Annotated in this window: 21 protein-coding genes; 9 read left to right on the top strand and 12 right to left on the bottom strand. The window is 68.5% G+C overall.

Annotated features, from left to right (window positions below; all coding sequences use genetic code 11):
- Window positions 1-77: 77 nt before the first annotated feature.
- Together AWC14_RS01420 and AWC14_RS01415 are read right to left on the bottom strand one after the other, a co-directional pair.
- On the bottom strand, window positions 78-1553 hold the full coding sequence (locus AWC14_RS01420; protein ID WP_045381119.1) for an acetyl-CoA acetyltransferase: 1476 nt from the start codon (window positions 1551-1553) through the stop codon (window positions 78-80).
- Window positions 1554-1643: 90 nt separating this feature from the next.
- Window positions 1644-3950 (bottom strand): CaiB/BaiF CoA transferase family protein, encoded by a 2307-nt coding sequence (locus tag AWC14_RS01415; protein WP_057003352.1) that lies wholly within the window; start codon window positions 3948-3950, stop codon window positions 1644-1646.
- Between the two features lie 50 nt (window positions 3951-4000).
- On the opposite strand from AWC14_RS01415, the gene AWC14_RS01410 reads away from it, so the two are divergent.
- Together AWC14_RS01410 and AWC14_RS01405 are read left to right on the top strand one after the other, a co-directional pair.
- Window positions 4001-6370: a phosphoketolase family protein gene (locus AWC14_RS01410; RefSeq protein ID WP_045381122.1), complete on the top strand. Its 2370-nt coding sequence runs from the start codon at window positions 4001-4003 to the stop codon at window positions 6368-6370.
- A gap of 4 nt (window positions 6371-6374) precedes the next feature.
- Window positions 6375-7121: a CPBP family intramembrane glutamic endopeptidase gene (locus AWC14_RS01405; RefSeq protein WP_045381125.1), complete on the top strand. Its 747-nt coding sequence runs from the start codon at window positions 6375-6377 to the stop codon at window positions 7119-7121.
- A 40-nt stretch (window positions 7122-7161) separates the two neighbouring features.
- Here the strand turns inward: AWC14_RS01405 and AWC14_RS01400 are convergent, their stop codons facing one another.
- The 7 genes from AWC14_RS01400 to modA all read right to left on the bottom strand — a co-directional run bounded on the left by AWC14_RS01400 (window position 7162) and on the right by modA (window position 12920).
- Window positions 7162-8190 (bottom strand): zinc-binding alcohol dehydrogenase family protein, encoded by a 1029-nt coding sequence (locus tag AWC14_RS01400; protein ID WP_045381128.1) that lies wholly within the window; start codon window positions 8188-8190, stop codon window positions 7162-7164.
- A gap of 63 nt (window positions 8191-8253) precedes the next feature.
- The gene (locus AWC14_RS01395; protein ID WP_045381131.1) at window positions 8254-8559 is read right to left on the bottom strand and encodes a GlsB/YeaQ/YmgE family stress response membrane protein; all 306 of its coding nucleotides are present in this window, start codon (window positions 8557-8559) and stop codon (window positions 8254-8256) included.
- Window positions 8560-8687: 128 nt separating this feature from the next.
- Window positions 8688-8966, bottom strand: coding sequence for a GlsB/YeaQ/YmgE family stress response membrane protein (locus AWC14_RS01390; protein WP_045381134.1), 279 nt, complete (start codon window positions 8964-8966; stop codon window positions 8688-8690).
- A 121-nt stretch (window positions 8967-9087) separates the two neighbouring features.
- On the bottom strand, window positions 9088-10137 hold the full coding sequence (locus AWC14_RS01385; RefSeq protein ID WP_045381137.1) for an alanine and proline-rich secreted protein Apa: 1050 nt from the start codon (window positions 10135-10137) through the stop codon (window positions 9088-9090).
- A gap of 72 nt (window positions 10138-10209) precedes the next feature.
- Entirely contained in the window at window positions 10210-11325 is a 1116-nt protein-coding gene (locus tag AWC14_RS01380) for a sulfate/molybdate ABC transporter ATP-binding protein (protein WP_045381140.1), read from the bottom strand.
- Window positions 11322-12062 carry an ABC transporter permease gene (locus AWC14_RS01375; protein ID WP_428838929.1) on the bottom strand — a complete coding sequence of 247 codons (741 nt, stop codon included), beginning with the start codon at window positions 12060-12062 and terminating at the stop codon, window positions 11322-11324. Before AWC14_RS01375 ends, AWC14_RS01380 begins: the two co-directional genes overlap by 4 nt.
- 63 nt (window positions 12063-12125) lie before the next feature.
- A complete protein-coding gene (modA, locus tag AWC14_RS01370) occupies window positions 12126-12920 on the bottom strand; it encodes a molybdate ABC transporter substrate-binding protein (RefSeq protein ID WP_045381146.1) in 795 nt (264 codons plus the stop codon).
- 179 nt (window positions 12921-13099) lie between these two features.
- Between modA and AWC14_RS01365 the strand changes: the two genes are divergently transcribed.
- Together AWC14_RS01365 and AWC14_RS01360 are read left to right on the top strand one after the other, a co-directional pair.
- Complete coding sequence (locus AWC14_RS01365) at window positions 13100-13777, top strand: SDR family oxidoreductase (protein WP_045381148.1); 678 nt, start codon at window positions 13100-13102, stop codon at window positions 13775-13777.
- A 26-nt stretch (window positions 13778-13803) separates the two neighbouring features.
- Window positions 13804-14718, top strand: a complete 915-nt coding sequence (locus AWC14_RS01360; RefSeq protein ID WP_045381151.1) for an LLM class F420-dependent oxidoreductase — start codon at window positions 13804-13806, stop codon at window positions 14716-14718.
- On the opposite strand, the gene AWC14_RS01355 is transcribed toward AWC14_RS01360, so the two are convergent.
- Window positions 14715-14948 (bottom strand): DUF7218 family protein, encoded by a 234-nt coding sequence (locus tag AWC14_RS01355; protein ID WP_045381189.1) that lies wholly within the window; start codon window positions 14946-14948, stop codon window positions 14715-14717. The two genes, AWC14_RS01360 and AWC14_RS01355, sit on opposite strands and share 4 nt — an antisense overlap.
- 166 nt (window positions 14949-15114) lie before the next feature.
- Between AWC14_RS01355 and AWC14_RS01350 the strand changes: the two genes are divergently transcribed.
- The gene (locus AWC14_RS01350; protein WP_045381154.1) at window positions 15115-16503 is read left to right on the top strand and encodes an NAD(P)/FAD-dependent oxidoreductase; all 1389 of its coding nucleotides are present in this window, start codon (window positions 15115-15117) and stop codon (window positions 16501-16503) included.
- Here the strand turns inward: AWC14_RS01350 and AWC14_RS01345 are convergent.
- Window positions 16500-16922 (bottom strand): PaaI family thioesterase, encoded by a 423-nt coding sequence (locus tag AWC14_RS01345; protein WP_045381157.1) that lies wholly within the window; start codon window positions 16920-16922, stop codon window positions 16500-16502. The genes AWC14_RS01350 and AWC14_RS01345 overlap by 4 nt on opposite strands.
- A gap of 10 nt (window positions 16923-16932) precedes the next feature.
- Window positions 16933-17703: an iron reductase gene (locus AWC14_RS01340; protein WP_142281502.1), complete on the bottom strand. Its 771-nt coding sequence runs from the start codon at window positions 17701-17703 to the stop codon at window positions 16933-16935.
- A gap of 236 nt (window positions 17704-17939) precedes the next feature.
- Between AWC14_RS01340 and AWC14_RS01335 the strand changes: the two genes are divergently transcribed.
- The 4 genes from AWC14_RS01335 to AWC14_RS01320 all read left to right on the top strand — a co-directional run bounded on the left by AWC14_RS01335 (window position 17940) and on the right by AWC14_RS01320 (window position 22341).
- A complete protein-coding gene (locus tag AWC14_RS01335; protein WP_045381162.1) occupies window positions 17940-18356 on the top strand; it encodes a BlaI/MecI/CopY family transcriptional regulator in 417 nt (138 codons plus the stop codon).
- Window positions 18357-18370: 14 nt separating this feature from the next.
- Entirely contained in the window at window positions 18371-19321 is a 951-nt protein-coding gene (locus AWC14_RS01330; protein ID WP_045381165.1) for a M56 family metallopeptidase, read from the top strand.
- 72 nt (window positions 19322-19393) lie between these two features.
- Window positions 19394-20842: an NADP-dependent phosphogluconate dehydrogenase gene (gene gndA, locus AWC14_RS01325; protein ID WP_045381168.1), complete on the top strand. Its 1449-nt coding sequence runs from the start codon at window positions 19394-19396 to the stop codon at window positions 20840-20842.
- 62 nt (window positions 20843-20904) lie between these two features.
- Window positions 20905-22341: a GuaB1 family IMP dehydrogenase-related protein gene (locus AWC14_RS01320; protein WP_045381171.1), complete on the top strand. Its 1437-nt coding sequence runs from the start codon at window positions 20905-20907 to the stop codon at window positions 22339-22341.
- Window positions 22342-22452 lie beyond the last annotated feature (111 nt).

Below are 22452 nucleotides of genomic sequence, written 5' to 3'. Positions count from 1 at the left end.
CGTCTACCCCGACAATAGGCGCGCGGTGAGGGTTCCCAGCAAGCTTTGGACACCCTGACGTCGATTTCGTGACCTACCTAGCGCAAAGTGGCCGTGCCATCGGGGCGGACGGTGACCTTGGCGCCGGCGATGTCGTCGTGCGCCGTCGCCTCGGCCGCCGCCGCATCGGCGATCACCGCCAGCGTGCGCGACTCGTCGGGGGTGCGAACCGCCACATACGCCTTCTCCGGGCGGCCGTCCCGGTCGAACGGCGTGGTCCACGATTCGACGGTCCCCACGCCGTCCCATTCGACCAGCGCCGGTCGGGTCGGTTCCCGATCGACGACGGATTGCACGTCCTCCCAACGGAATTGCGATGCCGGCGGCTCGGTGCCGTACACACCGAAGCTGTGCTTGGTCAGATAGCCGCCGTTGGCGGTGATCAGGCCGCGACGGCCGGGGTTGGCGATCAGCAATTCGGCCATCGTCGCAATCGAGTGCGTGACGTAGTTGCTCCACGGCCCACCCGCGAACGTCAGCCCACCGGTTACGGTCAGCGGCCGGCTCGGGTCGTCGACCGGCAGCCCGAGTTCGGCTGCCGCGATCTGGACCGCGGACGGGAAGCACGAATACAGGTCGACGTAGTCGACGTCGTCGACACCGAGTCCGGCTAGTTCCAGCGCGCGGGCGCCACCGATCCGGATCGCCGGGCAGCGGTGCAGTTCGGCCCGCTCGCTGATCGCGTAGGTGTCGTGTGCGTCGGTGCCGGCATACGGGTAGACCCAGCGGTCGGCAGGGATCTGCAGGCGGGTCGCGGCCTCCGCCGAGGCCAGCACCAGCACGGCGCCCTGGTCGACCATGTTGTTGGAGTTCATCAGCTTGGTGTAGGGCCAGCTGATCATCCGGTTGGTCGGACCGGCCTGCCAAATCTCCTCGGCGGCAAGGGGTTTGCGGATCCAGGCATGCGGATTAGCTACGGCGACGGCGTTGAACCGTGCCCACAGCTCGCCGATGCGCCTGCGGTGGTCCTCGATCGGCTCGCCGGTGCTGATCCGCAGTGCCTGTTCGAACAGCGGGTAGACGTGGGCCGGGCGGGCGAGTTCGATGCGTTCCTCGGCGGGCCCGGCCATCGGGACGTTGTCGTCACCGCCCGGCGCGATCGGAACCGATTCGTCTTGCTCGGTCCAGGTCAGCCGGCGGCCCTGCGCCTTCAACTGCATCCTGGTGCGCCAGGCTTCGGCGCCTGCCACCAGCGTCACGTCGGTGCGCCCGTGCTGAATGTCCAGGCAGGCCTGGTTCACCAGCGTCTGTGGGACGTTGCCGCCCACGCCGCTGTAGCGGGTGGCCGGGTTGTCGGCGCCGACGCGCTGCCCGAGCAGCAGGCCGGGGTCGCGGTAGCGTGCCGACAACAGGTTCACCACCCGAATCGAGTCCACCGCGGCGAGCACCCGCTGGTCGGCGGCCTCGCGGGCGGCGGCGACCATCAGGTCGACGGGTTCGATGTCCGGGTTGTCCTCGAGCTGGTTGACCTGGCCGTAGCCGATCAGCACCGGTGTCCGCGGGTCGACGGGCATGCGTTGAGAACCTTTCACGAGCGCGAGCGTGCGTGTTTGTACGGCGACACGCCGTAACTGCCGTACCTTTGTGCACGCTCGCAGAGGAGTCTAAATGGCTGCAAACAATACGCCGTCGTTGATCAGCTGCTCGGTTTCCTCGCTGCTCATCTGCAGCACCTTGCGGCAGATCTCGCGGGTGTCCTGACCGGGCAGCGGCGCGGGCCGCTGCGGCGCCGGGGGGATGTGGCGAAACGGCGCCGGGCCGGTTTCGGCCGGCAGCGGGTGGTCGAACAGCGGATGGCTCATGGGGCTGAACAACTTTCGGTGCAACAGCTGCGGGTCTTCCAGAACGTCAGGTGGGCGGTTCATCGGCCCGGCGGGAACTCCGACCGACTGCAGCGCTTCGGCGACCTGCGCCGGGGTGCGCGTGCGGGTCCAGTCCGAGATCGTCGCGCATTCGCCGAAAACCCTTGCGGCAGCGCGCCAATCGGTGTCGTTGCGGATGGAGATGACGCACCACTCGTCGTCGCCGGCGCAGGGGTAGACGGCGTGCACGCTGACGTCGTCGCGTACCTCAGCCCGGCCGGCCGCGCGCGCCGCCTCGGCGACATACAGGGTGTCGAGCTGGTTCACGACGGCCGCGGCCTGCGAAACATGAACGCGGCTACCGGAACCGGTGCGGTCGCGATGAATCAGCGCGGCCAGCGCCCCGATCGCGGTGATCCGTCCGACCACGTGGTCGGGAAAGATCGTCGTCGCGTCGTAAAACGGGTGCCGCGTGGTGTCGGCGGCGGCCTCCTCGGACGTCCACAGCTTGGTGACCCCGGTGGTCGCCCGCACCAGCGGGCCGTAGCCCATCCGGGTGCTCCAGGGGCCGGCATCGCCGAACGCGCTGCTCTCGGCGAGCACGATCCGTGGGTTGAGGTCACGCAGCGCCTGGTACGGGAAACCAAGTGCGGCAAGAGTTCCCGGCTTGAAGTTGGCGAACACCGCGTCGGCGTTCGCGACCAGGCGGCCGAAGACTCTTTTACCCGCTGTGCTGCGCAGGTCCAGTCCGAGCCCGAGGTTGTTGCGGTGCGCCCAGGCGAACGACTCGCTCATCGCCTCGCCGGCGCGGGCCTGACGCAATCCGTCCGGGTAGGCGGCGCTTTCGACCTTGATGACCTCGGCGCCCAGATCACCGAACAGCCGGCTGCATTCGCCGCCGGCCACGATGATGCCGAGGTCGACGATCCGCAGCCCGTCGAACGGGAGGGCAGTCTTCTGGCGCGTCGTGCCGGGCGGCGAATCGGCCCGCCAGGACGCTTCGTCACTGCCGGGCGCGGGAGCGGGTGCACGAAAACCGCTGTGCCGGCCGTCTATCGAGAAGTAGCCGACCGGGATCGTGGTGCGCACGCCGGGGACGAGTTCGGTTTCGGTGACGGCCCCGACCGATCGAAAGTGGTCGGAGGCAAGGATTTGCGCCGGTGAGAGCACCGCCGCGATCGGCACACCGTTGGCCTGCCCGGCCGACACCAGCTCCTTCATCGTCCGGCCGGCGAACAGCTTCGCGATCAGCACGCTGATCTGCGGCCAGGCGGCGAACCGCGCGGCGATCACGTCGTAGCGAGGATCCTGGAATTCCTCGGGCTCCCCCAGCCACCGCCGCAGGCCGCGCCACTGCCGCGGCGACATCACACAGATCCGGACGTAGCCGTCCTTGCAGGGGTAGATCGGGTAGGCGTCCTGGTTCCGCGGCCGCCCCCGCCACCGATTCGGGCGACGGACGCCGGCGGCGGCCTGCCCGTGCGTGCCGAACGCCGGGTCGAGCGCCATGACGACGGCGTCGAAGCGAGAGAAGTCGATGTAATCGCCTGTGCCGCAACGTAACCGGTTGTAATAGGCGACCAGAGCGGCCCAGGTGGCCTGCACGGCGGCGGTGGCCGACGCGATCCCGTCCGGCGGCAGCACCGGTGTGCCGGTGGTGGGACCCGAGCGCGACAGCGAGCCGGACAACGCGTAGAAGACGGGGTCGGTGGCCTGCCATGACGACCGCGGGCCCGTCGCACCGAAATCGGTGACCGACAACGCGACCAGATGCGGATACCGGTCGGCCAGTTCGGCGGACGACGCGCCGTAGGCGATGGCCTGACCGCTGTCGACGACGACGTCGGCGCCGGCCGCCAGCTCGAGGAAGCGAGCGCGGTCCGCTGCGTCGGACGGGTCGAGCACGGTGCTGCGTTTGTTGGCGTTGTGCAGCGCGAACGGCAGGCTGTGCCCATTCAGCGACGGCAGCCGGGTGCGTGACGGACTGCCGCCCGGCGGCTCCACTTTGAGCACGTCGGCGCCCAGGTCGGCGAATATCCGGCCCACCGCGTCGGCGTCGTCGCCGGCCAGGTCGAGCACCCGCAGCGATGCCAGCAGACCCTCGACCATGGCTTCAGCGTAGTTGGCGGGTTTTCGTGACCGTCGGGACAATCGGACGGATGAGTCTGCCAACCGCGACACCGGCCACCCTCTCCGACTACGAACTCGCCCTCATCGACGCCTACTGGCGCGCCGCCAACTACCTGTCGGTCGGCCAGATCTATCTGCTGGACAATCCGCTGCTGCGCGAACCGCTGACGCCCGAGCACGTCAAGCCGCGGCTGCTCGGCCACTGGGGCACCACCCCGGGGCTGAACCTGATCTATGCGCACCTGAACCGGGTCATTCGCACCCGCGACGCCAACGCAATCTTCATCACCGGACCCGGGCACGGCGGCCCCGCACTCGTCGCCAACGCGTACCTGGAAGGCACCTACAGCGAGGTGTACACCGGGATCGAAGAGGACGCCGAGGGGATGCGAAAGCTGTTCCGCCAGTTCTCTTTTCCCGGCGGCGTGCCCAGTCACGTGGCAGCCCAGACGCCGGGTTCCATCCACGAGGGCGGCGAGCTGGGCTATGCCCTGGTGCATGCGTACGGCGCGGCGTTCGACAACCCCGATCTGGTGGTGGCCTGCGTGGTCGGCGACGGGGAAGCCGAAACCGGGCCGTTGGCCGCCAGCTGGCATTCCAACAAGTTCCTCAACCCGGCCCGCGACGGCGCGGTGTTGCCGATCCTGCATCTCAACGGCTACAAGATCGCCAACCCGACAGTGCTGGCCCGCATCCCGCACGACGAGCTCGAGTCGCTGCTGCGCGGCTACGGCTATCGGCCGATCACCGTAGCGGGTGACGACCCGGCCAATGTGCACCAGCAGCTGGCCGCCGCGCTCGATGACGCGTTCGATGACATCGCGACCATTCAGCGCGACGCCCGCAGCGGCGCGACCACCGAGCGGCCGGTGTGGCCGATGATCGTGCTGCGCACCCCCAAGGGCTGGACCGGGCCGAAGGTGGTCGACGGCAAGCAGGTCGAGGGCACCTGGCGCTCGCACCAGGTTCCGCTGGCCGAGACCCACGACAACCCCGCCCACCGCGCGCAACTCGAGGAGTGGCTGCGCAGCTACCGGCCCGGGGAGCTGTTCGACGACGACGGCCGGCTGCGTCCGGAGCTGCGCGCGCTGGCGCCCAGCGGGGAGCGCCGGATGAGCGCCAACCCCCACGCCAACGGCGGTCTGCTGCTACACGACCTGGACCTGCCGGACTTTCGCGACTACGCGGTGGACGTCTCGAAGCCGGGCACGCAGACCCATGAAGCCACCCGGGTACTGGGCGCCTTCCTGCGCGACGTGATCGCCCGCAACCCCGACCGGTTCCGGCTGATGGGCCCCGACGAAACGGCCTCCAACCGACTGGACGCGGTGTACGGGTCGACCGACAAGGTGTGGCTGTCCGAGACGCTGCCCGACGACGAGCACCTGGCGCCCGACGGCCGGGTGATGGAGGTGCTCTCCGAGCATCTGTGCCAAGGCTGGTTGGAGGGCTACCTGCTGACCGGCCGGCACGGGCTGTTCAACTGCTACGAGGCGTTCGTGCACATCGTCGACTCGATGTTCAACCAGCACGCCAAATGGCTGGCCACCTGCCGCGAGCTGTCGTGGCGGCGGCCGATCGCGTCGCTGAACTACCTGCTGACCTCGCACGTGTGGCGGCAGGACCACAACGGCGCTTCCCACCAGGACCCGGGATTCATCGACCTGGTGGCCAACAAGCGTGCGGAGATCGTGCGCGTCTACCTGCCGCCGGACGGCAACACGCTGCTGTCGGTGGCCGACCACTGCCTGCGCAGCCGCGACTACGTCAACGTGATCGTCGCCGGCAAGCAGCCCGCGCTGGCCTACCTGAGCATCGAGGAGGCGATCGCGCACTGCACCCGTGGCCTGGGCATCTGGCAGTGGGCCAGCACGGCGACTGCCGAGCCCGACGTCGTATTGGCTTGCGCCGGAGACATTCCGACGCTGGAGACGCTGGCCGCCGCCGACATCCTGCGACGCGAACTGCCCGACCTGGCTGTGCGGGTGATCAACGTCGTCGACATCATGCGGCTGCAGCCGGAATCCGAGCATCCGCACGGGCTGCCAGACAGCGAATTCGACGCACTGTTCGGCGCCGACACGCCGGTGATCTTCGCCTACCACGGCTACCCGTGGCTGATCCACCGGCTGACGTATCGCCGCGCCAACCACGACCACATGCATGTGCGCGGGTACAGCGAGCGCGGCACCACCACGACGCCGTTCGACATGGTGATGCTCAACGATCTCGACCGGTTCCACCTGGTGATGGATGTGATCGACCGGGTCGACGGGCTGGGCAACCGCGCCGCCGTGCTGCGTCAGCGGATGGCCGACGCCCGACTGGCCGCGCGGCGTTACACGCGTGAGCACGGGGAGGACGACCCGGCTATTGCCGGGTGGAGGTGGGTAACCTAAGGAAATGGCCACCGAACCACACCCGCTGGCGGTGCAGCTTTCGGCGCTGCACCGCTTTCGGGTGTACGTCGACGTTGCCGTCGTCGTCGTGGTGTTGGCGCTGACCAACCTGATAGCGCACTTCACCACGCCGTGGGCGGGTCTGGTCACCGTGCCGGCCGCCGCCGTCGGCTTGGTAATCCTGCTGCGCTGCAACGGTTTAGGCTGGGCCGAGCTCGGCCTCGGTCGCGAACACTGGCGGGCGGGGTTGGGTTATGCGCTGGCCGCCGTGACCGTCGTGATGTCGGTGATCGCGGTCGGTGTGGCGCTGCCGATCACTCGGCCGATGTTCATGAACAACCACTACGCGACGATCTCGGGCGCACTGATCGCGTCGATGATCATCATTCCGCTGCAGACGGTGATCCCGGAGGAGCTGGCGTTCCGCGGGGTGCTGCACGGAGCGTTGAACCGGGCGTGGGGATTTCGCGGTGTCGCGGTGGCGGGGTCGCTGCTGTTCGGACTGTGGCACGTCGCAACGTCGTTGGGACTGACCAGCAGCAACGTCGGCTTCACCCGGCTGTTCGGCGGCGGGATTGTCGGCATGCTGGCCGGAGTGACGTTGGCGGTGTGCGCTACGGCCGTGGCGGGCTTCGTGTTCAGCTGGCTGCGGCGGCGCAGCGGAAGCCTGATCGCGCCGATCGCATTGCACTGGTCGTGCAACGGGTTGGGCGCCTTGGCCGCCGCGCTGGTGTGGCACCTGTCCACGTGATTTCGGCGCGGTTTTGTGCGCTGAGCGACGATTATCGCGCCTAAACCAGCAGAACCGCCGCCCCGGCGATGCGGCCCTCGCTGAGATCGGTGAGCGCCCGATCTGCTTGGCCCAGAGGGTATTCCGGTGTGGTCACGTTGATGTGATGCTGGCCGGCGAACTCGAGGAAGGCCCGGGCGTCGGCGCGGGTGTTCGACGTCACGGAGCGAATCTGGCGCTCCTGGAACAGGTGTCGCTGGTAGTTGAGGGTCGGGATGTCGCTGAGGTGGATGCCGGCGATCGCCAGCGTGCCGCCGCGGTCCAGCGCTTCCAGCGCGGGCAGCACCAGGTCGCCGACCGGGGCGAACAGGATCGCCGCGTCGAGTGGTACCGGCGGCGGGTCGGCGGCGCCTTGCGCGGAGGCGGCGCCCAGTTCCAGCGCGAGCTCTCGTGCTTTGGCGCCGCGGGTCATCACATGTAACTCCGCGCCTTGCGCCACCGCGACCTGTGCGGTGATGTGGGCGCTGCCGCCGAATCCGTAGAGACCCAGCCGGCCACCCGGCGGCAACTCGGCGCGCAACAGCGAACGGTAGCCGATGATGCCGGCGCACAGCAGCGGCGCCAGTTCGCTGTCGCGGTAGCCGCTCGGCAAGTGGTGGGCGAAAGCCGCAGGCACCGTGGCGAATTCGGCATACCCGCCGTCGGCATCCCAGCCCGTGTAGCGGGATTGCGGGCACAAATTCTCGTCGCCGCGGCGACAGTATTTGCACGTCCCGCAGGTGTGGCGCAGCCACGCGATCCCGACCCGGTCACCGACGGCGAACTCGTCGCCGGCGTCGGCTCCGACCTCGACGACCTCCCCGACCACCTCGTGCCCCGGCGTCACCTGCTCACGGTGCACCGGCAGGTCGCCCTCGGTGACGTGCAGGTCGGTGCGACACACCCCGCAGGCACGCACGGCCACCAGCAACTCGGACGGCTCGGGACGCGGCACCTCGGCGGTGACCCGTTCCAGCGGCCCGGTGTTCATTGGGCCGGGTTTGCGCACCCGCCACGCACTCATCGTGGGGGTAACCGGCTCGGACGCCATCACTCCATCATGCCGCGGCGGCGAGAGGCTGGCGGCCGGCCAACAGCCGCAACGGGTTACGCGTCAGGTCCGTCGCACCAGACGCACCAGCCAGAGCAGCACGATGGCCCCGCCCAATGCAACGAAGAAGGTGAACCAATATCCGCCGCTGTTGACGTCAACGCCGAGCAGGTTGAGTACGAGGCCGGCAATGAATGCGCCGACGACACCAATCACGATGTCCATCAGGATCCCGGAGCCGCCGCCCTTGACGAACTTGCTCGCGAGCCAACCGGCGATGCCTCCGATGATGATGTACCCGATCCAACCGATACCGGTCTTTCCGTTGAGATTCAGGGCGAGGAACTCGGTTGCTGCCGTGACGTACATCCGGATCTCCTTGCTGTCGGAGGCAAGTCCAGCGCTTCCGCTGGCCTGTCACTCGGTATACCGCGTCAGCGTAACGATTCGGCAGCCATATTGGACACGGGTCGACTTAACTGAAGCCAGCCGCGTAGCTAAAGGGTTCGTGTGCGCGAGGTGACGAACTTGTAGATCAGCAGCAAGATCACCGCGCCGACCAACGCACCCAAGAAGGAGTGTTTTATCGGCGGGTGAATGTCGAATTGGTGCGGCGGGAACACCACGCTGCCCAGCGTGCCGCCGACGTAGGCTCCCACGATCCCGAGCACTGCCGTTGCGATCAAACCCATGGACTGCCTGCCGGGCACGATAAGCCGCGCGACGGCACCGACGATGAGACCCAGGATGATCATCCAAATGATGTGCAAGACCACGGCCAGCTCCTTTGACTATTGGCCTGCAAGCAGGACGGCGAGACGTTGAGCCCGCTGCTGGACTGCTATTCGATACACCGCGTCAGCGTAACCATTTGTCGGCAACAGTGGACGCGGTCGATCACGCTGTGCGCGTGGTTCCCGTCGCCGAGGTCGTGACCGGACCTTGTTCCCCGGCGGGAGCCGGAGCCGGCTGCTGTTGCGGAGCGTTGGGCGCCGGAGCGTTGGGCGCCGGTGCTGGTGCTCCCGGCGCGGCAGGCGGGGCTGCCGGCGGCGCTGCCGGTGCTCCCGGAGCCGGGGCTGTGCCCGGCGCTGCGGCCGGTGGCGCGCCGATCGGGCGGACCGACTCGGCCAACACCTTGGCCGCGTTTTGGTCCACCGGGTCATTGGACGTACCCAGCCACACCACGAACCAGCGCTGCTTTTGTGCGCTTTGCGCCGCGGTCGGGTTGCTCGGACCGATTACGCCCGTCCAGATCTGGCCGTTCGGCTTGCTGGCGTCGCTGAACTTCACCTCGTAGTACGACGCGCTGCCCGAGACGCCGTTACCGGCCAGCGGGACATTCGCCTGGTTGATCCGGGTGCCTGGGTAGGGCATGAAGAACTCACCCATGTCCGAGGCCAGCCGGGTGGCGGCCTTGGCGTTGTCGGCTTCGGCGCTGGCATAAAGCTTTTGGTCCAGCTTGCCGAGCACGATGCGGGTGTCGTTGGCGACGGCGGGCGGCTGCCCGGGCGCGGGCGGCGGGCCGGTCTCCTTGCTCAACAGCGCCGACCCGTAGTCGAGGTGGGTGGCATCCGATTCCACCCAGCCGGCCGGAATGACGTAGCTGAACCCGCCCGGCGGGTTGTCGACGCGGCCGGGTTCGGGTGCGTTGGGTTCGGCCACCGGCGGCGTCGCGTTGGGGTCCGTTGCCGGCGGAGCGGCGACGGGGTCGGCGGTCGGCGGCGCAGCGCTCGGGCCGCCCGGCCCGGGCGCGGTGTCGGGCGCCGCGTTGGCACCCCCTGGCGGCGGGGGCGCCGGTGTAGTGGTGCCGGGCGGCGGTACCGGATCGGCGCTCGCTGTCGTTGCCGGCAATGCGATCGTGGCGGCGCTGGCGCCGGTTATCGCGGCGGTTGCCAGCATTGCCCAGAAGGCCCTAGGACGTGTCGAGGTTGAGTCCACCTGCTTCATGGCGACGAACCTACCGTGTTACAGCCGTGACGCAAGTGTGGATTGCTGACATTGTGATTTGTTTGCCAGCTGTTATGCAGGCGCGGCGCGGCGATGCGCCGGTGCGGTGTAAAACGCCACCTCTTGAGCCTTGACCGAGAACCAGACGGCCTGGCCGGGGGTCAGCCGCAGCTCGGCGGCGGCCTCGGCCGTGACATCGGCGGCCAGGCCCGGCGCGCCATCCGGTTGGTCCGCGCCGCGCACGCGAACGGCAGGTCCACGGGTGTCCAGCTCGGCGACGGTCTGCTCGACGGTATTGCGGGGGCTGCCCTGCGGCGGATCCCGGTATACGGCCACCGCCGCCGGAGTGAATACCGCCACCGCATGCTGTCCTCCGGCCAGTTCGTCGACCGCGGTTCCGTGCCAGTGGTTCCCCGCGCAGTCCCGCAGACTGCCGTCGTCGCCGATCGTTCCGTTGACCAGATTGACACCGGCGATCCGCGCGCCGAAATGGCTGCGCGGCGCTGCCAAAACCTCAGCCGCCGAGCCGATTTCGGCGATCTTCCCCGACTCGAGCACCAGCACCCGATCGGCCAGCGTGACGACGTCCAGCAGGTCGTGCGTCACCAGGATGGTGGCGCGTGCGTCCCGGGTGACGATCTTGCGGAGCAGCCCGCGGATGCCCGCGGCCGCCGCGACGTCGAGACCCGACAGCGGCTCGTCGAGTAGCAGCACGTCGGGTTCGGCGGCCAATGCCCGCGCGATCGCCACCCGCTGAGCCTGGCCGCCGGAAAGTTGACGCGGCCGGCGATCGGCCAGTTGCTCGGCGTCCACCTCGCGCAGCCAATGCATCGCCGAGGCTCGCCCCGCGCCGCGCATCCCCCGCCATCCGCGGCGACGGCTGTGCGGTCCGAACGCCACATTGGCCGCCACGCTCATGTGCGGAAACAGCAGCGGATCCTGCAGCAGCAGCCCGACACGGCGCCGATGGGTCGCCATGTGCAACCCGATAGCGGTGTCGGTGAGCGTGCGATCGCCCAGCCGGACATGCCCCGCATCGGGCCGAACCAGCCCCGCGATCACATGCAACGCCGTCGACTTGCCGGCCCCATTCGGTCCCAGCATGGCCAGCACTTCGCCCGGGGATACCGAGAACTCCACGTCCAGCTGGCGTTCGGCGACCACGGCACGAAGCTGCAATGCGGTCATCCGGCACCGACTCCGGTCAGGCGGCGGCTGCCCACCCCGAGCACCACGACCGCCGCGACCACCACCAACAGAATCGACAAGGCGACCGCCGCGTCGGCGTCACTGACCCGCTGCAGATAGATCTCCAGCGGCAGCGTCCGCGTCACGCCTTGGCGCGAGCCGGCGAACGTCAGCGTCGCACCGAATTCCCCGAGCGAACGGGCGAACGCCAGCACCGCACCCGAAACCAGACCGGGCAACAGCAGCGGCAGCGTCACCCGCCACCACACCGTCCCCGGCCGGGCACCCAGCGTCGCCGCCACCACCTCGTAGTCGGCGCCCGCCGTGCGGGCCGCGCCCTCCAGCGCGATGACCAGAAACGGCAGCGAGACGAACGTCTGCGCCAGCACCACCGCGGTGGTGGTGAACGCGATGCTGATGCCCGCCGCGTCCAGGTACCGTCCGATCAGCCCGAGCCGCCCGAACGCGTACAGCAGCGCGATGCCACCGACCACGGGCGGCAACACCAGCGGCAGCAGGATGGCCGGTCGCAGCCACCGCACCAGCCGCGCGCGGCTGCGTGCCAGCACCAACGCCATCGGTACGCCGAGCAGCACGCACAGGGCGGTGCTGGCGGCCGCCGTCTTGATGCTCAGCAGCAGCGCCGTGCGCGACGACGGGCTCGTGATCAGCGACCAGAAATGCGGCCAGTCGACCTTGACCGCGACGGCCAGCAGCGGCAGCACGACGAACACCATCCCCGCGGCGGCGGGGAGATACACCCAGCGCGGCAGTCCCGATGGCGCGTTCAACGCTGCTCGTCAGGGCTTGGCGAATCCGGCCTGGTCCAGGATCTTCTGCCCGGTTTCGCCGGTCACCAGGTCGACGAACTTCTGCGCCAGCGCGGCGTGGGGTGCCTTCTTGAGCACCGCGATCGGATAGACGTTGACCGCGTCGGCGGACTCGGGAAACTTCACCGTCGCGACCTTGTCGCCGGCGTTGACCGCGTCGGTGATGTAGACCAGCCCGGCGTCGGCCTGCCCGCTGGTCACCTTGCCCAGGACGTCGGTCACATTCGGTTCCTCGCTGACCGGGCTGAGATGCACGCCCGTCTTGTCCTCGATGCGCTGCGCGGCGGCTCCGCAGGGAACCGGCTGCTGGCACACCACCACGCTGAGCCCCGGTTTGGCGAGGTCGGCGAACGACTCGACCTTCTTCGGATTACCCGGCGCCGTCACGATGACCAAGGTGTTCGACGCGAAATTGACCGGAGTTCCGTTGAGCAGTCCGGCGCTGGCGACGGTGTCCATTTGCGCGGTGTCCGCCGATGCGAAGACGTCCGCGGCGGCGCCCTGCGTCAGCTGCGTCGCCAGCTCCGAGGAGCCCGCGAAATTGAAATCGACGCTGGCGCCGGGGTTGTCGGTCTTGAAGTGCTCACCGATCTGGGTGAACGACGGCTTCAGCGAGGCGGCGGCAAACACCAGGATCGACTGCCCGGGCGGCGGCGCTGACGACGACGTCGACGCCGACGGGGACGAGGATTTCGAACCACACCCGGCCAGATTCGCGACCACGAGCAACGACGCAAAGCCGGCGAGCAGCCAGGACCGACGCATGCCGTCAAACCTAGCTGGTCGCGGAGGCCGTCGCGCGACGGTCGAACCGTTATCCAATGTTGTCCGCTTCGGTGGCGCGTCCGGAGTTCCGCGGGTAGCTACTGTCCAGTAACATTGACCGGGATCGACGCCATCATGCGCTGAGCTCTAGCTGGATTCAGCGCTAACACGAGGAGGTCATGGCGGTGGAGGTGCTGGTCACCGGGGGCGACACCGAACAGGGGCGCGTCGTTGCCGAAGGCTTTCGCGATGCCGGCCACAAGGTGACGCTGGTCGGCGCGCGCCGCGACGACCTGGAGGTGGCCGCCAAGGAGCTCGACGCCGACGCCATCGTCTGCGACGTCACCGACCCGGAAAGCCTGACCGAGGTCCGCGGCCTGTTCCCGCATCACCTGGACACGATCGTCAACGTGCCGGCGCCGCGGTGGGACGCCGGTGACCCGCGGGCCTACACGCTGGCCGACCTGGCCGGCGCGTGGCGCAGCGCGCTGGACGCCACCGTGCTCTCGGCGGTGCTGACCGTGCAGGCCGTCGGCGACCATCTGCGGTCGGGCGGTTCGATCGTCAGCGTCGTGCCGGAAAACCCGCACCCCGGCAGCGCCGACGCCGCGGTCAAGGCCGCGCTCGCCAACTGGGTCGCCGGCCAGTCAACGGTGTTCGGCACCCGCGGCATCACGATCAACGCCGTCGCGGCGGGCCGCAGCGCGCAGCCCGGCTACGAGGGCCTGAGTAGCACGCCGCCACCGGCCGCCGCCGAGGTCGCCCGGATGGCGCTGTTCCTCACCACTCCGGCGGCTCGCCACATCACCGGCCAGCTGCTGCACGTCAGCCACGGCGCGCTGGCGCATTTCGCGTAGCTGTTGTTGACGCTACGGTACGTAGCGTGACTATTCGGCTGGGATTACAGATCCCGAACTTCAGCTACGGCACCGGCGTCGAGCAGCTCTTCCCCACTGTGATCGCGCAAGCTCGCGAGGCCGAATCCGCTGGATTCGACGCGGTTTTCGTGATGGACCACTTCTACCAGCTGCCCATGCTGGGCTCTCCTGACCAGCCGATGCTGGAGGCTTACACGGCATTGGGCGCCTTGGCGACAGCCACCGAGCGAGTTCAATTGGGCGCCTTGATAACTGGCAACACCTACCGGAACCCGACGTTGCTGGCAAAGATCATCACAACGTTGGATGTGGTCAGCGCCGGCCGGGCGATCCTCAGCGTAGGTACCGGCTGGTTCGAGCTCGAACATCGTCAGCTGGGCTTCGAATTCGGTTCCTTCACCGACCGGTTCAACCGGCTGGAGGAGGCATTGAAGATTCTGGACCCGATGATCAAGGGCGAGCCGTCGACGTTCTCCGGCGACTGGTACACGACCGAATCGGCCATCGCGAATCCCCGTTACCGCGACCGCATCCCGATCCTGATCGGGGGCAGCGGCGAGAAGAAGACGTTTTCCATCGCCGCGCGCTACGCCGACCACCTCAACATCATCGGCGGCTTCGACGAGCTACGGGGCAAGCTCGACGCGCTGGCCAAACGCTGTGACGAGGCCGGCCGTGACCGGTCGACGCTGCAGACCAGCATGCTGCTCACCGTGCTGGTCGACGAGAACGCCAAACCGGACCAGATCCCGGCCGAGATGAGCGGGCGGATGCTGGCGGGCAGCCCGGACTACATCGGCGAACAGGTACAAGCCAAGGTGCTGGACGCCGGAATCGACACCGTCATCATCAACATGCCGTTCTACACACCCGGCGTTATCGCCGCGGCCGGCGAGGCCCTACTGCCGCTGGTCGCCTAGCTCGACTTCTTGCCACCCTTGCGGCCGGCGGCCTTTTTCTGGGAGGTGTTCCCGCCGCTGCCTGAACCGCTGCTGCGTTTGCTTTGGCTGCTGCCTGAGCTCTTGCCGCCTCGACTGGATGAGCCGGGCGAATTCGAAATCGCCGCTGCCCGAGACTTGCTCATTCCTTTCTTGCGCAAGCCCTCATATTGCTTGTCGTTTTTGACGCTTGGACCGTGATCTTTTGCCATTTGCGCCTCCTTTGACATTGCTTCGGATACCCGCTATGGCGCCGCGAGCCACGTCACGATCCAGGGCACTGGTGTGGCTGATCACACAGCGTCGGCGTCGATTGCGGCCAACGCGGGCGACTACCGTATTAATGAACGCAGTCGCCGTCGAGGAGCAACCCCCACCATGAGTGCCCAACCCGAAGACACTGCTGCACCCAATCGCCGCCATCGTGTCGTCGTCATTGGATCCGGATTCGGCGGGCTGAACGCGGTCAAAAAGCTCAAGCGCGCCGACGTCGACATCAAGCTGATCGCCCGCACCACCCATCACCTGTTCCAGCCGATGCTGTACCAGGTCGCGACCGGCATCGTGGCCGAAGGCGCCATCGCGCCACCGACCCGCGTCATCCTGCGCAAACAGCGCAACGTCCAGGTGCTGCTCGGCGACGTCACCCACATCGACCTGGCCGGCAAGTTCGTCGTCTCGGAGTTGCTCGGCCACACCTACGAAACCCCGTACGACAGCCTGATCATCGCCGCCGGCGCGGGCCAGTCGTACTTCGGCAACGACCATTTCGCCGAGTTCGCTCCGGGAATGAAGTCGATCGACGACGCGCTGGAGCTGCGCGGTCGCATCTTGAGCGCGTTCGAGCAAGCGGAACGGTCCAACGATCCCGAGCGGCGAAAGAAGCTACTGACTTTCACCGTGGTCGGTGCCGGTCCGACCGGTGTGGAGATGGCCGGTCAAATTGCCGAGCTTGCCGAGTACACGCTGAAAGGCACGTTCCGCCACATTGATCCGACCAAGGCACGAGTGATCCTGCTCGACGCCGCCCCCGCGGTCCTGCCGCCGATGGGTGAGAAGCTCGGCAAGAAGGCCGCCGCGCGGCTGGAGAAAATGGGCGTCGAAATCCAATTGGGCGCGATGGTCACCGACGTCGACCGCAACGGCATCACGGTCAAGGACTCCGACGGAACCATCCGGCGCATCGAGTCGGCGTGCAAGGTGTGGTCGGCCGGGGTGTCCGCCAGCCCGCTGGGCCGGGATCTGGCCCGCCAATCGGGTGTCGAACTCGACCGCGCCGGCCGGGTGAAGGTGCTGCCCGACCTGACCATCCCGGGCCATCCGAACGTGTTCGTGGTCGGCGACATGGCGGCCGTCGACGGCGTGCCGGGCGTCGCGCAGGGCGCCATCCAGGGCGCCAAGTACGCCGCCACCACGATCAAGGCCGAGCTCGCCGGGGCCAATCCGGCCGAGCGCGAGCCGTTCCAGTACTTCGACAAGGGCTCGATGGCCACCGTGTCGCGGTATTCCGCGGTGGCCAAAATCGGCCCGCTGGAATTCGGTGGCCTCATCGCCTGGCTGGCGTGGTTGATGCTGCACTTGGTCTACCTGATCGGCTTCAAGAACAAGGTCACCACGGTGTTGTCGTGGATGGTGACGTTCTTGAGCGGCCGCCGCGGCCAACTGACGATCACCGAGCAGCAGGCGTTCGCCCGCACCCGGCTCGAGCAGCTGGCGGTGTTGGCCGCCGAGGCGCACCAGGGCGAGACGACCAAAGCGGCGAGCTAGCCCGGCGGCGTTGCCAGGTTTTGCAGCCGGACCTGCCCGCGGGCGACCAGCCGCTCGTCGGCTCCGGTGATCGTGACCAGCCACAGTTGCTGCAGCCGGCCGCGGTGCACCGGTTCGGCCCGGCCGTACACCATGCCGCTGCCGATGGCGCGCAGGAAGTCGGTGTTGTTGTTGACGCCGACGACGGCGCCGCCGCCGTGTTGGCTCAGCCAGGTATAGGCGGCCACACTGGCCATGCTCTCGACCATCGAGCAGTACACACCACCATGCACAATCCCGAAGGGCTGCAACAGTTTTGGTTGAACCTCGAGCTGCGCACGCGCGCCGTCTGCAGTGAGCTCGGTGAAGACCAACCCGAGGTGGTTGTCGAACGGTGCGCCGAATTCGGGCGGCACCACGGATCCTGGCAGCGGTTGCACGCCCTTGTGTCTACACCAACACCGGCGTGTCCCACGCACCAGGCACGGGGGGTCGTCGCGCGAAAGGGCCGCGCACCGGCAGCCCGAAGCCGACCAGCGCGTCGAGCACGGCTTGGCCTCGCCGCATGGCGCTCAGTTCGTCGACGGCGGTCAGCTGCGGCAGCTGCGTTGCGGTCGCCACCACGGTGGACCCGACGATCTGCCACATCGCCGCCACCGAAAGCGCCCCGAAGCTGATCGTGTGCAGCCGGGCGAACAGCGCTGCCAACGTCCGGTGGCAGCGGTGCGCGACCCACGTCGTCAACGCGGCCTCGCTCGGCAGTTGCACGATTGCGTCGGCAGGCTCGCCGGCCAAGCAGGGGTCGCCCGGCAGCGCCCGCAGCGTCGGGTCGACCACTGCCGCCCAGTCGATGGCTCCGTCGGCGTCGGCATGGACCCACAGGTTCTCGATCCCGGTGTCCCACGCCCGACCCTCCAGCACCACCAGCGCCACGACGCGCCCGATCACGGTATGGACCAGCATGGTCGCCAGGTCCCGGGCGGCCGAGCGCACGTCCATGTCGGTGGCGGCACCGTCGAACATCACCTGTAACCGGTCGGTGGTGCAGGCCGACGCCAGCGGCCACCAGCGGCGCAGCGAGACGTCAGAGAGCACCGCGACGCCGTACGCGCGAGGGCTGTGGGGATAGATCTCGCGGAGCCGCCGGCTGGATTCGTGCAGCGGCAGCGTCCGCCTGATGGTCATTGCCGCGATCAGCGGGTCGTCCACCTCGGCCAGCACGGCACTACCTCCCTGTCCGTTAGGTTTGGTTAGGCTAACCATAGTTCGCCCGGGACGACCGAAGGAGCGCTGTGTGACGACTTTCACGTCGGCCTGCAATAGCGTGGGTTATGGCTGGTTCCCGCAGGCCGATAGATCGTGTCACGATGGATTGACGGTCGACGGCAGAGCGCTCGGTACGACGGTCGGTAGTAAGCCGGAGTACGCTGGCGTCATTGCTCAGGAGATGAACGGATATGGCTAAGCTGACGCGTCTGGGGGATCTCGAACGGGCGGTGATGGACCATCTCTGGTCTGCGCCGGAACCGCAAACTGTTCGCCAGGTGCACGAGGCGTTGTCTGTGCAGCGCGACCTGGCCTACACGACCGTGATGACCGTCTTGCAGCGGTTGGCCAAAAAGAACCTGGTCTCCCAAATCCGCGACGACCGTGCGCACCGGTATACACCGGTGCATGGTCGCGACGAGCTGGTCGCCGGGCTGATGGTCGACGCGCTGGATCAGGCCGCGGACTCCGGCAGCCGGCAGGCGGCGCTGGTGCATTTCGTCGAGCGGGTCGGCGCCGACGAGGCGGAGGCGCTGCGCCGTGCCCTCGACGAATTGGAATCCGGGCATCCCAACGCCCCAACCGCTGGCGATCAAGCCGAGGAGTGAGGGAGACTGGCAGCGTGTCCGCGCTGGCCTTCACCATCCTCGCGGTGCTGCTGGTCGGCCCGGCGCCGGCCCTCCTGGCACGAGCGACCTGGCCGTTGCGCGCACCCCGGGCGGCGATGGTGTTGTGGCAGGCGATCGCCGTGGCCGCGGTGCTCTCTGCGTTCAGCGCCGGCATCGCGATAGCCAGTCGGCTGTTGATGCCCGGACCCGACGGGCGGCCCACCGCGAGCATTCTCGGTGACATCGGACGGCTCGGCTGGCCGCTGTGGGTGGCCTACGTCAGCGTTTTCGCGATTACCGTGCTGGTTGGCGCGCGGTTGGCGGTTGCCGTGCTGCGGGTCGCCGTCGCCACCCGGCGCCGAAGGGCCCACCACCGGATGCTGGTCGATCTGCTCGGCGTCGGCCACGACACGATGCCCGCCCGGGCCGGTGCCCGCCCCCGCGACCTGCGGATCCTCGAGGTGGCGCAACCACTGGCCTACTGTCTGCCCGGCGTGCGCAGCCGCGTGGTGCTCAGCGAGGGAGCGCTGACCAGCCTTACCGACGCCGAGGTCGCGGCCATCCTCAGCCACGAGCGGGCGCACCTGCGGGCCCGCCACGATCTAGTGCTGGAAGCATTCACCGCCGTCCGGGCCGCCTTCCCCCGGTTTGTCCGCAGCACCAGCGCGCTGAACTCGGTGCAGCTGCTCGTCGAGCTGCTGGCCGACGACGCCGCGGTGCGGGTGGTCGGCCGCACTCCCCTGGCCCGCGCACTCGTGGCCTGCGCGTCTGGGCACGCGCCGTCGGGAGCGCTGGCGGCCGGCGGGCCGACCACGGTGGTGCGGGTGCGCCGGCTGTCCGGGCGCGGCAACAGCCTGATGCTGTCGATCGGCGCCTACCTTGCGGCGGCCGCCGTGCTGGTGGTGCCGACGATCGCGCTGGCCGTGCCGTGGCTGACCGAGCTGGAGCGGCTGTTCATCGGCTAGCGACGGCCGGGCGTGTGCCACAGTGTTCGGTGCAAGGCTTGGGCATGGCCCCCGAATCTGAGAGGCGGATACATGAGCTCGTCGCAGTCGAACGGTAGCGCGCAAATCGGGGTGACCGGGCTGGCGGTGATGGGTTCTAACATCGCCCGCAACTTCGCCCGGCACGGCTACACCGTGGCGCTGCACAACCGCTCGGTCGCCAAGACCGACGCGCTGCTGAAAGAGCATGGCGCCGAAGGGAAATTCGTGCGCAGCGAAACCATCCCAGAATTCCTGGCCGCGCTGGAAAAGCCGCGACGGGTGCTGATCATGGTCAAGGCGGGCGAGGCCACCGACGCCGTTATCAACGAACTCGCCGACGCGATGGAAGAAGGCGACATCATCATCGACGGCGGCAACGCGCTCTACACCGACACCATCCGCCGGGAAAAGGCGATGGCCGAGCGAGGGCTGCACTTCGTCGGGGCGGGCATCTCCGGCGGCGAGGAGGGCGCGCTGAACGGGCCGTCGATCATGCCGGGCGGCCCCGCCGAGTCCTACAAGTCGCTGGGGCCGCTGCTCGAGGAGATCTCCGCGCACGTCGACGGCGTGCCGTGCTGCACGCACATCGGCCCCGACGGCTCCGGGCACTTCGTCAAGATGGTGCACAACGGCATCGAGTACTCCGACATGCAGCTCATCGGCGAGGCCTACCAGCTGCTGCGCGACGGGCTGGGCCTGACCGCGCCGCAGATCGCCGATGTCTTCACCGAGTGGAACGGCGGCGACCTGGACAGCTACCTGGTCGAGATCACCGCCGAGGTGCTGCGCCAGACGGACGCCAAGACCGGCAAGCCGCTGGTCGACGTGATCCTCGACGAGGCCGAGCAGAAGGGCACCGGCCGCTGGACGGTCAAATCGGCGCTGGATCTCGGGGTGCCGGTGACCGGCATCGCCGAGGCGGTGTTCGCCCGCGCGCTGTCCGGGTCGGTCGAGCAGCGCAAGGCCGCCGTCGGGCTGGCCTCCGGCCGGCTCGGTGAGCAGCCCAGCGACCCCGACACCTTCACCGAGGACGTCCGGCAGGCGCTGTACGCCTCGAAGATCGTCGCGTATTCGCAGGGCTTCAACCAGATTCAGGCCGGCAGCACCGAATACGGCTGGAACATCACCCCCGGGGACCTGGCGACCATCTGGCGCGGCGGCTGCATCATCCGGGCGAAGTTCCTCAACCGCATCAAGGAAGCCTTCGACGCCGACCCGAATCTGGCGAGCCTGCTCGTCGCGCCCTACTTCCGCAGCGCCGTCGAATCGGCGATCGACAGCTGGCGCCGCGTGGTGTGCACCGCCACCCAGCTGGGTATCCCGATCCCGGGATTCTCCTCGGCGCTGTCGTATTACGACGCACTGCGCACCGAACGGTTGCCCGCCGCGCTCACCCAGGCGCAGCGCGACTTCTTCGGCGCGCACACCTACGGGCGGATCGACGCGCCGGGCAAGTTCCACACGCTGTGGAGCGGAAACCGCAGCGAGGTAACGGCTTAAGCCACCGGCGACGATGCAGAGCGGAGCGATGAGGAGAAGCCGGACAATCAAGGGAAGCACCGATGAGGTTTCTGGACGGGCACCGGCCCGGCTATGACCTGACCTACGACGACGTCTTCATCGTCCCGAACCGTTCGGACGTGGCGTCGCGGTTCGACGTCGATCTGTCCACCGGCGACGGCTCGGGCACCACGATCCCGGTGGTGGTGGCCAACATGACCGCGGTCGCGGGCCGGCGAATGGCCGAGACGGTGGCCCGTCGCGGCGGGATTGTCGTTCTGCCGCAAGACCTTCCGATCACCGCGGTGCAGCAGATGGTCGACTTCGTCAAAAGCCGCGACCTCGTCGTGGACACCCCGGTGATGCTGGCGCCCGACGATTCGGTGTCCGATGCCATGGCGCTGATCCACAAGCGCGCACACGGCGCGGCGGTGGTGGTGTTCGAGGGCCGCCCGATCGGCCTGGTCACCGAGGCGGCCTGCGCGGGCGTGGATCGCTTCACCCGGGTGCGCGACGTCGCCACCACCGACTTCGTCAGCGCGCCGGTGGGCACCGAGCCGCGAACGGTTTTCGACCTGCTCGAGCACGCCCCCGTCGACGTCGCCGTGCTGACCGCCGACGACGGCACCCTGGCCGGCGTCCTGACCCGCACCGGGGCGATCCGGGCCGGGATCTACACGCCGGCGGTGGATTCCGCGGGCCGACTGCGGGTCGCCGCCGCCGTCGGCATCACCGGTGACGTGGCCGCCAAGGCGCAGGGGCTGGTCGAGGCCGGCGTCGACCTCCTGGTCATCGACACGGCGCACGGACACCAGGTCAAGGCGCTCGACGCGATCAAGGCGGTGTCGTCGCTCGATCTGGGCGTGCCTCTGGTGGCCGGCAACGTGGTGTCGGCGGAAGGCACCCGGGACCTGCTGAGCGCAGGCGCGGCCATCGTCAAGGTCGGTGTGGGGCCCGGCGCAATGTGCACCACGCGGATGATGACCGGCGTCGGTCGTCCGCAATTTTCCGCTGTGCTCGAATGCGCCTCGGCGGCAAGGCAACTCGGTGGTCACGTGTGGGCCGACGGCGGGGTGCGCCATCCGCGCGACGTGGCGCTGGCGCTGGCGGCCGGCGCGTCCAACGTGATGATCGGCTCGTGGTTCGCCGGCACCTACGAGTCGCCGGGCGACCTGATGCGCGACCGCGACGACCAGCCGTACAAGGAGAGCTACGGGATGGCGTCCAAACGCGCGGTGGTGGCCCGCACCGCGGCCGACAGCGCGTTCGAGCGCGCCCGCAAGGCGCTGTTCGAGGAGGGGATTTCCACCTCGCGGATGGGCCTGGACCCCGACCGGGGCGGTGTTGAGGACCTGATCGACCACATCACCTCCGGGGTTCGCAGCACCTGCACCTACGTCGGCGCGTCGACGCTGGCCGAGCTGCACGAGCGGGCGGTGGTCGGGGTGCAGTCGGCGGCGGGTTTCGCCGAGGGACATCCGCTGCCGTTCGGCTGGTGAGCAAGGCTTTTCGCTAGGATGTGAACTTCACGCTCAGCCGCAGCGAGGGAAAGGGATCACGTGCCGCAGGCACCCGTCGAGGCCGTTGGCTTCCGGGCCGAGCGGCCGTGT

This window comes from Mycobacterium kyorinense (assembly GCF_002101735.1).
GTDB lineage: Bacteria > Actinomycetota > Actinomycetes > Mycobacteriales > Mycobacteriaceae > Mycobacterium > Mycobacterium kyorinense.
This window is presented reverse-complemented; position numbering and strand designations above follow the sequence as displayed.